The 13,434-nt window shown below is 68.2% G+C and carries 13 protein-coding genes; 6 read left to right on the top strand and 7 right to left on the bottom strand.

The window, feature by feature from the left end; all coding sequences use genetic code 11:
• The first annotated feature begins 13 nt into the window (after positions 1-13).
• Together ppc and ACWPXK_RS26960 are read left to right on the top strand one after the other, a co-directional pair.
• Positions 14-2,785 (top strand): phosphoenolpyruvate carboxylase, encoded by a 2,772-nt coding sequence (ppc, locus tag ACWPXK_RS26965; protein ID WP_454198972.1) that lies wholly within the window; start codon positions 14-16, stop codon positions 2,783-2,785.
• A gap of 379 nt (positions 2,786-3,164) precedes the next feature.
• Positions 3,165-4,493, top strand: a complete 1,329-nt coding sequence (locus ACWPXK_RS26960; RefSeq protein WP_454198971.1) for an amino acid deaminase — start codon at positions 3,165-3,167, stop codon at positions 4,491-4,493.
• A gap of 448 nt (positions 4,494-4,941) precedes the next feature.
• Here the strand turns inward: ACWPXK_RS26960 and ACWPXK_RS26955 are convergent, their stop codons facing one another.
• The 5 genes from ACWPXK_RS26955 to ACWPXK_RS26935 all read right to left on the bottom strand — a co-directional run bounded on the left by ACWPXK_RS26955 (position 4,942) and on the right by ACWPXK_RS26935 (position 9,140).
• Positions 4,942-5,802 (bottom strand): haloalkane dehalogenase, encoded by an 861-nt coding sequence (locus ACWPXK_RS26955; protein WP_454198970.1) that lies wholly within the window; start codon positions 5,800-5,802, stop codon positions 4,942-4,944.
• Between the two features lie 134 nt (positions 5,803-5,936).
• Positions 5,937-7,427 carry a DUF222 domain-containing protein gene (locus ACWPXK_RS26950; RefSeq protein WP_454198969.1) on the bottom strand — a complete coding sequence of 497 codons (1,491 nt, stop codon included), beginning with the start codon at positions 7,425-7,427 and terminating at the stop codon, positions 5,937-5,939.
• A 405-nt stretch (positions 7,428-7,832) separates the two neighbouring features.
• Positions 7,833-8,045 carry a DUF397 domain-containing protein gene (locus tag ACWPXK_RS26945; protein ID WP_454198968.1) on the bottom strand — a complete coding sequence of 71 codons (213 nt, stop codon included), beginning with the start codon at positions 8,043-8,045 and terminating at the stop codon, positions 7,833-7,835.
• Complete coding sequence (locus ACWPXK_RS26940) at positions 8,042-8,245, bottom strand: DUF397 domain-containing protein (protein WP_454198967.1); 204 nt, start codon at positions 8,243-8,245, stop codon at positions 8,042-8,044. The genes ACWPXK_RS26945 and ACWPXK_RS26940 overlap by 4 nt, the downstream gene beginning before the upstream one ends.
• The gene (locus ACWPXK_RS26935) at positions 8,235-9,140 is read right to left on the bottom strand and encodes a helix-turn-helix domain-containing protein (RefSeq protein ID WP_454198966.1); all 906 of its coding nucleotides are present in this window, start codon (positions 9,138-9,140) and stop codon (positions 8,235-8,237) included. Before ACWPXK_RS26935 ends, ACWPXK_RS26940 begins: the two co-directional genes overlap by 11 nt.
• Before the next feature lie 156 nt (positions 9,141-9,296).
• Between ACWPXK_RS26935 and ACWPXK_RS26930 the strand changes: the two genes are divergently transcribed.
• The 3 genes from ACWPXK_RS26930 to ACWPXK_RS26920 all read left to right on the top strand — a co-directional run bounded on the left by ACWPXK_RS26930 (position 9,297) and on the right by ACWPXK_RS26920 (position 10,526).
• Positions 9,297-9,542, top strand: a complete 246-nt coding sequence (locus ACWPXK_RS26930) for a hypothetical protein (protein WP_454198965.1) — start codon at positions 9,297-9,299, stop codon at positions 9,540-9,542.
• A gap of 14 nt (positions 9,543-9,556) precedes the next feature.
• The gene (locus ACWPXK_RS26925; protein ID WP_454198964.1) at positions 9,557-9,928 is read left to right on the top strand and encodes a hypothetical protein; all 372 of its coding nucleotides are present in this window, start codon (positions 9,557-9,559) and stop codon (positions 9,926-9,928) included.
• 103 nt (positions 9,929-10,031) lie between these two features.
• On the top strand, positions 10,032-10,526 hold the full coding sequence (locus ACWPXK_RS26920) for a hypothetical protein (RefSeq protein WP_454198963.1): 495 nt from the start codon (positions 10,032-10,034) through the stop codon (positions 10,524-10,526).
• Between the two features lie 115 nt (positions 10,527-10,641).
• Here ACWPXK_RS26920 and ACWPXK_RS26915 read toward each other — a convergent pair whose 3' ends face one another.
• The gene (locus ACWPXK_RS26915) at positions 10,642-11,202 is read right to left on the bottom strand and encodes a TetR/AcrR family transcriptional regulator (RefSeq protein WP_454198962.1); all 561 of its coding nucleotides are present in this window, start codon (positions 11,200-11,202) and stop codon (positions 10,642-10,644) included.
• Positions 11,203-11,316: 114 nt separating this feature from the next.
• Here ACWPXK_RS26915 and ACWPXK_RS26910 point away from each other — a divergent pair, with 114 nt between their 5' ends.
• Complete coding sequence (locus ACWPXK_RS26910; RefSeq protein WP_454198961.1) at positions 11,317-12,414, top strand: FAD-dependent monooxygenase; 1,098 nt, start codon at positions 11,317-11,319, stop codon at positions 12,412-12,414.
• Positions 12,415-12,465: 51 nt separating this feature from the next.
• On the opposite strand, the gene ACWPXK_RS26905 is transcribed toward ACWPXK_RS26910, so the two are convergent.
• Positions 12,466-13,431, bottom strand: coding sequence for a helix-turn-helix transcriptional regulator (locus ACWPXK_RS26905; protein ID WP_454198960.1), 966 nt, complete (start codon positions 13,429-13,431; stop codon positions 12,466-12,468).
• Between the last annotated feature and the right edge of the window lie 3 nt (positions 13,432-13,434).

Below are 13,434 nucleotides of genomic sequence, written 5' to 3'. Positions count from 1 at the left end.
ATACTGTCTGACCATGGGCGAATCGACGATCGACACCGCACAGGACGCCATCCGGCCGCTGCGCGACGACATCCGGTTCCTCGGTGGCGTGCTCGGTGACACCATCCGCGACCACGAGGGCCCGGAGGTCTTCGACCTCATCGAGCGGGTGCGCATCGAGGCGTTCCGGGTGCGTCGCGAGGAGGTCGGACGCAGCGCCGTCGCGGAGATGCTGGACGGTGTCGACATCGCGGTCGCACTCCCGCTCATCCGCGCGTTCAGCTATTTCGTCCTGCTGGCCAACCTGGCCGAGGACATCCAGCGCGACCGGCGCCGCGCCGCGCACGAGGCGGCCGGTGAACCGCCGCAGGATTCCTCGCTCGCGGCGACCTACCGCAAGCTGGACGCGGCAGCGCTGGACGGCGACCGGGTCGCCGATCTGCTGGCCGACGCGCTGGTGTCGCCGGTGATCACCGCACATCCGACGGAGACGCGCCGCCGCACCGTCTTCGACGCGCAGGCCCGGATCACCGAGTTGATGCGGCGGCGCCAGCGCTACGCCGAGAGCGAGCGCGAGCGCGCCGATCTCGAGTCGCAAATCCGTCGCCAGGTGCTCAGCCTGTGGCGCACCGCGCTGATCCGATTGGCCCGTTTGCGCATCCAGGACGAGATCTCGGTGGGGCTGCGCTACTACGACCTCACCCTGTTCGACGTGATCCCGGCGATCAACGCCGAGGTGCGCGCCGCGCTGCGCTCACGCTGGCCCGGTGTGCAGCTGTTGCCGCGCCCGATGCTGCGGCCCGGCTCGTGGATCGGCGGGGGCCGGGACGGAAGCCGGTCCGTCACCGCCGATGTCGTGCGTCAGGCCGCCTACCGCGCCGCGGGGGTCGCCTTCGAGCGCTATCTGCACGAGCTGGTCGAGTTGGAGAAGACGCTGTCGCTGTCGGCCCGGCTCGTCGCGGTGACGCCCGAGGTGGCCGCGCTCGCCGAGACCGGATATCCCGATCCGGCCACGCACGCCGACGAGCCGTATCGCCGGGCGCTGCACCATATTCGCGCTCGCCTGACCGCCACCGCGCTGGCAGCGCTCGGGGAGGTTCCGCCGAACGGCCTGGATGTGGGGGCGCGACCGTACTCGACCCCCCAGGCGGTGCTGGACGACCTCGACGCCGTGGACGCCTCGCTGCGGCGCAGCGGCGACGACCTGCTCGCCGACGACCGCCTCGCCGCGCTGCGCTACGCCTTGGAGACGTTCGGCTTCCACCTGCAAGGTCTGGACATGCGGCAGAACTCCGAGGTGCACGAGCAGGTGGTCGCGGAGCTGCTGGCCTGGGCCGGGGTGCACCAGGACTACGCGAGCCTGCCGGAGACGCGGCGGGTGGAGCTGCTCACGGCCGAGCTGAGCACCCGCCGCCCGCTGCTCGGCCCGCACGCGCGGCTGAGCGAACTCGCCGCGAAGGAGCTCGGCATCGTGCGCGCGGCACGGGAGGTGGTGGAGACCCTCGGCGCGGAGGCGGTGCCGAACTACATCATCAGCATGTGCACGTCGGTCAGCGACCTGCTGGAAGCCGCCCTGCTGCTGAAGGAGGGCGGACTGCTCGATCCGGGTGCGCCGGACGGGCCGCCGAGCTGCCCGGTGGGCATCGTGCCGCTGTTCGAGACGATCGAGGACCTCGGAGCCGGGGCGGCCACGCTGTCCGCGGCGCTGGAGGTTCCGGTCTATCGCGAGCTGGTGGCGGCACAGGGGATGCGCCAGGAAGTCATGCTCGGCTACTCCGACTCCAACAAGGACGGCGGATACCTCGCCGCCAACTGGGCGCTGTACCGGGCGGAGCTGGACCTGATCGAGGTGGCCCGCAAGACCGGGATCCGGTTGCGGCTGTTCCACGGTCGCGGCGGCACGGTGGGCCGCGGCGGCGGCCGCAGTTACGACGCGATCCTCGCCCAGCCCGCGGGTGCGGTGCGCGGCTCGCTGCGGCTCACCGAACAGGGTGAGGTGATCGCCGCGAAGTACGCCGAACCCGGTGCGGCGCATCGCAATCTGGAGTCGCTGATCGCGGGCACCCTGGAGTCGACACTGCTGGACGTGGAAGGTCTCGGGCCCGACGCGGAGCCGTCCTACGGGATCATGGACGACCTGGCGGCGCGCGCCCGCGCGGCGTATTCGCGTCTGGTGCACGAAACCCCTGGCTTCGTCGAGTATTTCCGCCAGTCCACACCCGTCGCCGAGGTCGGCGACCTGAACATCGGCAGCAGGCCCGCGTCGCGCAAGCCGACCAGCTCGGTCGCCGACCTGCGTGCCATCCCGTGGGTGATGTCGTGGAGCCAGGCGCGGGTGATGCTGCCCGGGTGGTACGGCACCGGCACCGCGCTGGAGGAGTGGATCGGCGGCGATCCGGAGCGTCTGGCGACGCTGGCGGACCTGTACCGCCGCTGGCCGTTCTTCCGGACGGTGCTGTCCAATCTGGCTCAGGTGATGGCCAAGAGCGATCTGGACATCGCCGCCCGCTATGCCGAACTCGTCGACGACGTGGCGCTGCGGGAGCAGATCTTCGGCATGATCCGCGACGAGCACGCCAGAACCATCCGCATGCACGCCGCGATCACCGGCAATGATCACCTGCTGGCCGACAACCCCTCGCTGGCCGAGTCCATCCACAACCGCTTCCCGTACCTGGAGCCGCTCAACCAGATGCAGGTGGAGCTGCTGCGCCGCCTGCGCGCCGGGGACGACTCGGAATTGGTCAAGCGTGGCATTCTGCTGACCATGAACGGTCTGGCCACCGCCCTGCGCAACTCGGGCTGAGCGGCTCGTGTCGATGCGCAGGACAGAGGTGCACCGAAAGACACCGGTTCGGACGGCTCGGGGCGAGGTGTCGATCGATGGAGCGGCTGTCGCGGCCCATGGGATCGCGCGATTGCCCCTCGCGCGAGGGCGTACCGACGTCCCGGGTGCACCGGCGCGAATTCAGTGGGCACCGCTTCGACGCTCGAGCTGTTGCAGAGGCTCGAGCTGTTGCAGAGGAACGCCGCCGGGCGTGGGCCGAGAAGGTCCGTGCCTCTCGACCGAGCAGCGTGGCGCCATTCGGGGGATCACCCGGCCGGTCCCGAGAGCCGATGCGTTGGTGACGGCGCGATCCCACGACGCGGCGGCATGCCGTTCCGCGTGGGGAGTTGAAGAAGAGATGCTCCGGCCGGGAAGGAGCGCTGTGTCGATCGACGAAGCGGCAGTGGCGGCACTCAGGGATCGCGTGATAGGCCCCGAACACAAGGGCATGCCGCCGACTTCCTGGGGCCGCACCGTGCGAGAATTCCTTGCCACCGTGCCGACTCTCGATCAGCTGGAGACACCGGTGCTGACCGTCGACCGCGCGGCAGTCGCGACGAACATCGTGGTGATGGCCGACTGGGTGCGCGCGGCGGGAGTGCGGCTGGCTCCACATGGCAAGACCACGATGGCCCCGCAGCTGTGGGCCGATCAGCTGGCCGCGGGCTCATGGGGGATCACCTTGGCCACCATCTGGCAGACGCAGGTGGCGCGAGCGTTCGGCGTCGCGCGCGTGCTGCTGGCCAACGCACTGGTCGATCCGGTCGGTTTGCACTGGCTGGCAAGGGAATTGGCGACCGACCCGAGTTTCGAATTCGTCTGCTGGGCCGACAGCGTCGAGACGGTCGCGCTGATGGACGAGCACCTGCGCACCGCGCCGGGATCGGAGTGCGTCCGGGTACTCGTCGAACTCGGCGGCCCGCGCGGCCGGACCGGAGCACGCACGGTCGAGCAGGCGCATGCCGTCGCGCGGGCGATCGACCGGGCGTCACGGCTCACCCTGGCCGGGGTCGGCGGTTACGAGGGCGCGTTCGCACACGACCGCACCCCGGACGGCATCCGCGCGGTGCGCGACTATCTCGCGGAACTCGCCCGCCTGCATCACGAACTCGCTAGTGCCGGGCTGTATCGGACTCCGGCGATCGTCACCGCGGGCGGCAGTGCCTATCCGGAGCTGGCGGTCGAATACCTCGCCCCGCTCGCCGACGAGCAGGGCACGCGTGGTGTCGCGACCACGGTCGTCGTGCGCTCCGGGGCGTACGTCATCCATGACGACGGCTTCTACGCGGCCATGTCGCCGTTGGCGGCGCCGCACAGCGAGCGGCCGCTGCGCCCTGCGATGCACGGCTGGGCACGCACGCTCTCGCGCCCGGAGCCCGGGCTTGCCCTGCTGGACGCGGGAAAGCGCGATATGCCGTTCGACGAGGGATTCCCGATCCCGCAGCGCATTGCCGGACCGAATAGCGCTCCACTGGACCCCAACGCCACGGTGTCGGCGCTCAACGACCAGCACACCTTCTTGCGCCTACCGGGCGGCGCCGCAACGGAGTTGCCGATCGGCGCGGTCGTGCGTCTAGGCCTCTCCCATCCGTGCACTGCCTTCGACAAGTGGCGGCTCATCCCGGTGATCGATGACGCCGACGCCCCGGCCCCGCGTGTGGTCGACCTCCTGCACACCTTCTTCTGACGGCGCGACCGCCGCCGCGGACCTGTCGCCGCAGCTCCGGAATGAGCTGTGCGCAGCGGCGAGGCGGCAACTCTCATGACCGCAAAACTCTCAGCCGCGGACATGGTGTGTGATCGTGGGCTGCGGGATCGGGCATCTCGATGGCGGCGTCGAGCAGGACTGGCCAGAAGACGACCTGCCGCTCGTGATTCGCAGGCCAAATGCGCTGTTCTTCGTAACGGTCTCCAACTGAGCCAGCCGAATCGTCCCGTCGAGCACGGCAGCGGGCATCGGGCTGTCGCCGCCCTGGCCAGGGCCGATGAGGACCGACATGGCGCGGCCGTGACCATCGCATGCCAGATGCGCCGTGGTGGTCAACCCGCCGCGGGAACGACCCACTGCGTGGTCGGGCGGCTGATCGAGGAGGCGAGTCGACGTTCACCGCATGTGTGGTGTTCGTCGATCGTACTTACGGGAATCGCTTCGCGATCGCCGTCGCGATCGCGTCCGGTGCGTGTTCCTGAATGAAGTGCCGCGCGTGTGGCAGCTCGACGATGTCGAGATCGGTGAAGGCGGCACGCATTCGCGGGATACAGGCGTTCGGACGGAACACCATGTCCCGCATTCCCCACACCAGCAGGGTTGGCTTATCGCCGAGCAGGGCGGGCACGTCTCGGGCGAGTCGGTCCAGCAGCGGGCGCGCGGCGCGAATTTCTTTGGGCATCATGGCGAGTCCGCGCCGGGCTTCCGCGGTGGGCTGTACCGCGCGGTAGTGGTCGGCCTCGGTAGCGGTTAGCTTGCGTCCCAGTTCTGCGAGCAGGACGCGCTCGACGAGGAAGTTCTGTTCGAGTATCCGCCGCTGCATCGGACGGCTGCTCATGATCACGCTGAAAGCCCGATTCGCCATCGCTTCGATCGGCCAGAACACGGTGTTGCCCAGCACGATCCCCCGCGCCCGATCAGGGCGCGCGGTGACCGCGCCCAGACCGATGGGGCCACCCCAATCGTGTCCCATCAGAACGAAGCCGTCGAGCTGCAGGTGATCGATCAGCTCGCCGAGGACCGCGGTGTGCTCGGCGATGGTGTAGCCGAAACCCGCAGGACGTTCGGACAATCCGAAACCCAGGTAGTCGACGGCGATACACCGGTACCGGTCGCGCAGGTCCTTCACGATGTCACGGTAGAGAAAACTCCACGCCGGAGCGCCGTGACAGAACAGGATCGTTGGTCCGGTCCCCTCGTCGATGTAGTGAACCCGGCCGACGGACGAGTCGAACCAGCGTGACTCGAATGGGTACAGACTTCCGTCGGGAACGAAGTCGATCAGCATTGGGCCCCCTCCCTCCGATGCCAGACTATATGTGGTGCCCCCGAGCGCGCGGTAGCATCCACCGAAATGGCCGTCTCCGGATCGGAGCCCCGCCGTGCTGCCGCATGGTCGAGGTACTCAATGGGAGACACGCCCTAGGCGGCAGTGTTGCCGGGTTGCGGGGGTTGCCCCAGTCGTCGGCGGCGGTGTTCGTGTTGTCGCCGGTCGTTTTCGTGGATGCGGGCGAGGGTGTCGGCGAGTAGTTCACCGCTGTGGTGGCGGTGGTTGACGCGCGGGATCTGGTCGGGGTCGATGTGGCGTGGCGCGATCCACCCTGTTCGTCCTGGAAACTGTGAATCCTCGCCGAGAGCAACGGTTTTCCATCCGCCGGGGCCGTCGTGGACGAGTGAGTGGCAGTGATCGCAGGCTAGGGTTTCGTTGCCGATGTCCGTGGCGCCGCCCTTGCCGTAGTCGGTGATGTGGTGGACGGCGGAGAGGGTGGCGGGCGCGTCGCAGCCGGGGCGGGAACAGCCGCGCAGGGCGGCGATCAACGCCAGCCGCTGCGCCGGGGTGGCCAGCCGCTTGGCCCGGCCCATATGCAAAGGCAGCCCGCGGTGGTCGAACACCGCCAAGAACAGGTGCGCTTGTTCGGCCAGCTTCAGTGCTTCGCCGATGGGGACGCTGCCGCCGGAGGCGGTGGTGGCCACCCCTGCCCGCTTTTCGACATCGGCGAGGCTCATGGTCAGGATCGCCGACACCGGCAAACCCCGGTGATTGCCCAACCGATCCAAGGCGAGCCCGGGTTGCAGCACCGCCACCAGAGCGTCGTGGTTGCGCTGGGCGGTCGAGCGGTGGTCACGTTCGGCGGCTTCGGCCAAGGCGTGACGGTCGATCGCCCCGTCGAGGCCAGTGGGGCTGTCCGGATCCTCCGGATTGTTGATGCCGGGGCGGGCGAACTTGGCCAGGATCGGATCCAGCAGTGCCCGCAACAGCGGGGTGATCTCCCCGTGGATCGGGGTCATGCCATCCGCGCGCTGACGCCCAAGGGTGATGCCACGCATCCTTTTCCGATCCACGTCGTCGGTCAGTCTCCCGTCGGGGTCGAGGTGGGCGAGGATGCGGTCGCCGACCTTGCTGATGTCGTCCGGAGAACCGGAGCGGGCGAATTCGGCCAGGATCTGTTCGGCCGCTTGCCGTTCGGCGTCTTCGATCCCGCGCGGTACCCGCTTCATCACCGCCGCGATCCCTCGCGCATGATCGGCGGAAATCTCGCCCGCAGCCTGGGCGGCGGCGGTATGCGGCAGGATTGGTGCGGTGTCGGCGCCGTCCATGGTGTGCCAGACCCCGAGATCCCGCACCGCCGCGACCCGGCTGCCGGCGTCGGCGGCCGACAATCGCAGGGTTTCCATCAGGAACCGCTTGCTGGTGCGTGCCCCGGCACGGGCCGGGATCGACCGCTCGTCCACCTCCACCAGCAGCCGATGCGACACCGCCGCCAACCGGCGGGCGCAGGTCTCGAGACCGCGCAGCAGATCGACAACCTCGTCATCGGACAACGGCGTCAGCGGCAGCTCGAGCAGACCCGCGACCGCGTCCGCCAGCGGCACCACCGCTGGCGACAACGATTTCTCCCCACCCGAACCCATGTTCGAAGCCTAGCCGCTCCGAGTGACCACGGGCAACCGAAAACCTTGTTTGATCTGCTCTTTTCCTCTTGCTTCACAAGAGAATTCGCCTCAGCGGCGCGCCTGGCCAGGATGCGATTCAGGGCTACCGTTCGCAGCTGGTGGACCATCTGACCGATGTCCGGCGCGGGCACTCCGCGCTTGGATCAGCAGGCCGACTCATGCGACCCGCGCCATTCGTCAACCGCGAGGCAGCCAACGACTGGATACCGAAGGGTTCTCGGAGTTCGACGGCGAACCTGGCCAACGCGGGCCGCTGGCGTTGATGTTCGCGCTGCCCGTCAGTCGGTTCGGTGGATGGCGAACGAAGAAGGTCCTGCACTGGGAGCGATTGCCAGTGCAGGGCCGTCCGAGAAACAGAAGTGGTCAGGCAGTGGGGCGGTTGAACTCGCCAACCATCACGCCTGCGGTGAAGACATCCCACTCGCCAGGGGCGAAGGCTAATGCGGGGCCAGCCGGGTTCTTGGAGTCACGGACTCCAACGTGCCCTCCTTCAAGGAAAGCGACCTCGACGCAATCTTGCCCTCCGGAACTGTGGCTCGACTTGAACCACCGTGCCCCCGTTGGATCAGCGTTCATGATCGAAACTCGCCAGCGTCGGCACCGGCAACGAAGGTATCCCACTCGCTCGGGGTGAACACCAGTACGGGGCCGGTGGGGTTCTTACTGTCACGGACGCCGACCGCACCGCCTTCGAGGAAAGCGACTTCTACGCAGTCAGCTCCCCCTCCGCTGTGGCTCGACTTGAACCACCGCGCCCCGGTTAGATCAGCGATCACGATCAAACTCCCTTGCTATCTCTCGTAACAGGTCCCGGCTGGAACGGGGGTCCAGGCTTGCTTGCTGAAGTGTTCCGAAAGCCTGGCGAAATCTCACCACGTCCGTCCGTCCTTCAAGGTAGGCGCTCCCGGTGAAGCTCTCGCAGTAGACCAGTGGCGGTTCTCCCAGTTTGCCCCGCCCGTCGCGAGCGAAGTCGAGGATGGTGAACGGCGGCAGGGCTATACCCAGCGGAAGCCCGACATGGAAGGGCAATATTCGGACCTCCACGTTGGCGAGAGTGCCAGCGTCCGCTACATGCCGCAACTGCGCGGCCATCACACGCGGGTTGCCGACAACGGTTCGTAGCACGGACTCGTGAAGTACGAACGACGCCGTCGTCGGCTGGCGCGACCGAGTCAGGATGTGTTGTCGCTGGCGTCGAAGTTGCACACGGCGCTCCAGTTCTTCCTCGGTATCTTCGGGGAAGTAGCGTCGGTCGATCGCCAGTGCGTAATCGGCGGATTGCAGTAGTCCGGGTATCAGCAATGGCTGGAATATCGCCAATTCCTTTGCAGCGGCTTCCAAACCGACGTACAGATTGAACCAAGCCGGGATCAGATCGCCATAGGCATGCCACCACGACTTCGCTGGCGTCTGCTCGGCGAGGCCCCTGGCGACGGCCGTTTGGTCTTCATCGAGCCCGTATATCTCGCACAGCGCCAGAACGTCACGGACTCTGACCTTTTCGGTCAGCCCACGTTCCAGGCGGCTGACGGTGGACTTGTGCCACTCCATAAGCTTGGCGACGGTCTCGGTGGTGAGGCCTGCCGCCTCGCGCGCTTCTCTCAAGAACCGGCCGAGTTGCCTGCGTGGCAGGGTGCTGCCCGAGTCCTCCGGTTCGCCATCATCGGTCACATGCTCCCCCTATCGTTGCTTTCCGCGTTTGCTACTTGGTGCAGAACGCGCCGATCATAGGCCGCATTGCCCAACTCCATCAGGCGATTCCGGCGAGTTTTCCCAGGTCGTCGTATTCCCGCGATCCGGCATCGGCACTTGCCGCATCTTCTCCGCATGGCTAAGAACATTCGACTCAGCAGGGCTCAGGCCGCGGTGCTGTCGGCACTGGCGCCTGGCGGAATCCTTTCTGTCGCTTCACTCATGAAGACGACCGGGCTGACCGGTTGGCAGGTTCGCCAGGCGGTGATGCGTCTTCGGTTGCGAGGTCTGATCGTCGCGGGCGGCTGGATCGGTCCCAGCGGCTACCAGATCACCATGCGAGGCCGGGACACACTCTCGGCCCATGGCCGGTACTCGTAGAGAGTCGGCGAAACATGTTGCACATCACTTCGACCCAGAACGGCGAGGCCAGGTGGCGGCGGCTGACCGGCGGACGCATCGAGATGGAGTCGTTCACCGATTACCGCCGTCCGGGCCCGGCCTACCGGATGCGCCTGGATGGAACGACGGTGGATATTCCCAACGGTGCGCCCGGAGTCGTGTACTTCGGTGAAGACGGCGCACGCCCTGACCTCGCTCTTGTGCGTGAGTGGTTCCCCAAGCATTGGCGGCTGTGGGACGCGGTGAAGGCCGCGTACTGGGATGTTGTTCTGCCCGTTGCCCACCCGCGCCACGAACCGCGGACCCGGACCGCCCACGACTATGTGCCGGGCAACCGCACTTCCCCGACGCCTACCGACACATGAGGCATCTGGCCCTGGCCCCTCGCAACAAGTCCGGTCGACACCGCTCTCGTGCTGCGGACGGATTCTCCAGGTGCGCAACGCAAGTGTCGGTTAGGTTGGATAGGTGACCAAGGTCGTCTGGGAGGCATATCCGCAACGGGCCGGACTCGCTGAGCACGTACCCGGTTACCTACTATCGGATGATCCGTTTCAGATTGCCGAGCGGCTCTCCGACGTAGGTTTCGAGACGGTCCATCTCACGGGCGCGCGCTGGACTCGGTCCGACGAGAACTACACCTACACGGCGACCGTCACCGAATCCGACGGATCCCACGCCGACGCCGCCGCCGAAATCAATCTGTACCTGAAAGCGACCGAGCTCCAGCATGACGTCCGGCGCATCCTGTACGCCTTCGTGATCCGCCAGGAGTGCGGCGACGGGCCGGTCAGCCGTGACGAGGCTTTACGTGTCGCCGGTAGTCATGCTGCCCTGGACGCGTTGATCTACCTGCGCCCGCGGGCCGATGACGTTGGTGTGGACGAGATTCTGCACCGCGGGATCGACGCGCTGGCCCTGCTGCACGCCGAACGAGAGCTGGGACTGCTGAACGACGACTAGCTGTACTGACCACGGACGTTGGTGACGGCGTGGCGGGCTGACATGGCGAAAGCCACCCGCGTTCGCAACCTCTCAGGTCAGTACAACTCGCAGGTCAGTACAACTAGCCCGGTGGTCAGCCGGTCGCGCCGCCGATCAGCGCACGCACCAACCGGTCCAGCGCGGGGCGTGGATCGAAGTCCGGCGCCGGGTTCACCAGCTGGTGCAGGATGATTCCGTCGAACTGGGCGACGAGGATCCGCGTGGCCGCCTCGTCGCCGCCGACTCCGGCCAGCAGGGTGGTGGCCCAGTCGGTCAGCCGACGGTGTCCGCGCCGCACGCTCTCGCGCAGCGCGGGCACGGTCTGGGCTTCCAGGAACAGGGCGTAGCGGGCCAGCGTTCGTACCCGGTCGGTGCGCGCCGCATGCACGACGAATGCGGCCATGCCGTCGACGAGTTCATCGATCGTGCGCGGTATGGGCTGGCGGTTGAGCGCTTCCCAGTCCGCGTAGTCGCGTGCTTCGAGCCGCTCGGCGATGCCGATCAGCAGCGCCTCGCGGGTGCGGAAGTAGTTGGAGGCCGACCCGGCGGGCATACCGGCGACCTCGTCGACCGCGCGGTGGGTGAGCGCGCGGGTGCCGCGGGACCCCAGCAGCTCGATCGCCGCGTCCAAGACGAGTTCGCGCTTGGTGGACACACTGTAAGACTACATCGGTAGTGATGCCTGTTACAGCCGTCGTGGCTGGCACTACATTAGTAGTAGCGTCGAGGTGGCAGCCCGCGGCGGCGCGGGCAGGAGAAAGGGGAAGCCATGTCGCAGGCGGTCGTCGTGGGTGGTGGCATCGGCGGTCTGGCGTCCGCTGTGGCCTTCCTCCGGCAGGGGTGGGAGGTCGAAGTGCTCGAACGGGCCACCGAGATCACCGCCGTCGGCGCTGGATTGTCCTTGTGGCCCAACGCTCTTCGCGCCCTGGACGCGCTCGGTCTCGGTGATCGGGTCCGCGCACGTGCCGTCGAGGGCGGGACGGCGGGCATCCGGGACCGCACGGGCCGCTGGTTGACGCGGATGGACGCCGAGGCGATCCGGGCGCGCTACGGCAGCCCGATCATGATGCACCGCGCCGATCTGGTGCACATCCTGCGCTCGGCGATCCCCGCGGACGTGCTGCACACCGGCGTCACGGTGACCGAAGCCGGGGCCGATGGCACGGTGGTGCACTCGGCCGGAACGTCCAGCGGCGATGTCATCGTCGGCGCCGACGGCATCCGCAGCGTTGTGCGTCGCGCGGTCTGCGGGGAGGTGCGGCCGCGCTACGGCGGCTACACCGCGTGGCGGGTGGTCGTCACGCCGCACGAGCCGATCATCGGCATGGGCGAAACCTGGGGCCGCGGCGAGCGTTTCGGCTACGGCGCGCTCGCGGACGGGCGGGTCTACTGCTTCGCGACGGCGAACATGCCCGCGGGTACCCCGGGCGGTGGGCTGGCCGAGTTGCGTGACCGATTCGGCGGCTGGCATGAGCCGATCCCCGCGCTGCTCGCCGCGGCCAGGGAGTCCGACCTGCTGAAGCACGACCTTTACGATCTGCCCGCGCTGAAATCCTCTGTGGCCGGGCGTATCGCGCTGGTCGGCGACGCGGCGCACGCGATGATGCCCACCCTCGGCCAGGGCGCCTGCCAGGCGCTGGAGGACGCGGTGGTGCTGGCCAGAGCGGCCGCCGACGGAGACCTGACCCGCTATGACCGGGAGCGCAGGCCGCGCACGCGGATGATCGCGAGCCGTTCCCGGCAGCTCGGCGCGGCGGCGCAACTCTCGTTCGCGCCCGTCGTCGCGATCCGCGATGCTCTGGTGCGCGTACTTCCCTCCTCGGTGCAGCTCAGATCCCTTGCCCCAGTGTTGGATTGGAGCTGCTAGCGGTGCTGACTCGAGAGGTTGGGCTCCAGTGACCGGGCTCCGCCAGCCGACCTACGGCACCGAAAAGCCGCGCAGGGCATGGTCGCAGCGGGCGGCTTGGGCGCGGAGGGCGTCGACGAGTTCCCGCGGCCCGGTGAGCAAGGTGAAGTCGAGATCGACCGAGGTGATCATCCACACCAGTTGCTCCGGTGACTCGGCGCCGACATGCAGGCGGCAGCTGTGGTCGTCGACGGCTTCCACGGCGCCCATCCCGGGCCACACGCGATCGGCGGCGTCCTCGGCGGATCGGTGCAGGAGCACGGTGGCCTGATACGGCCACGAATGGAGGGACAGTCGCACCGAAAGATACGCCGCGACATCGCCTTCCGGCGGCTCCCGCGGTGTGAAGCGGGGGCCGGGCGGAATCCGTGGGGTGATCCGGTCGACCCGGAAGGTGCGCCAGTCGGCGCGGTCCACGTCCCAGGCGACCAGGTACCAGTGCCTGCTGAAGTGCACGAGCGTGTGCGGCTCGACGGTGCGCAGGCTGGGCGTGCCGTCGTGCGCGCGGTAGTCGAATCGCAGGCGTTCGTGTCGCTGACAGGTCTCGGCTATGGCCATGAGGGTGTCGGGGTGGACCTGGGTGGTGGGCGCGGCGACGCGCAGCGTGGCGCCGCGCAGCGTGCGGACGCGATGCCGCAACCGGGGCGGCAGCACCTGCTCCAGCTTGGTCAAGGCGCGCAGCGCCGCTTCCTCCAGACCGGCCACGGTGCCGGAAGCGCTGCGCAGGCCGACCGCCACCGCGACCGCTTCGTCGTCGTCGAGCAGCAAGGGAGGTAGCGCGGCCCCCGCGCCGAGCCGGTAACCGGCGGCGCCCTGGGTCGCGTGGACCGGGTAGCCGAGTTCGCGCAGCCGGTCGATGTCGCGGCGCACGGTTCGTCCGGTGACGCCGAGCCGTTCGGCCAGTGCGGCGCCGGTCCAGTCGCGGTGGGTCTGCAGCAGGGCCAGCAGTTTGAGCAGGCGGGCCGAGGTTTCCAGCATGGT

This window comes from Nocardia sp. Marseille-Q1738, assembly GCF_965283145.1.
The sequence above is the reverse complement of the archived record's forward strand: the minus strand, read 5'-3'. Positions and strand labels throughout refer to the sequence as shown.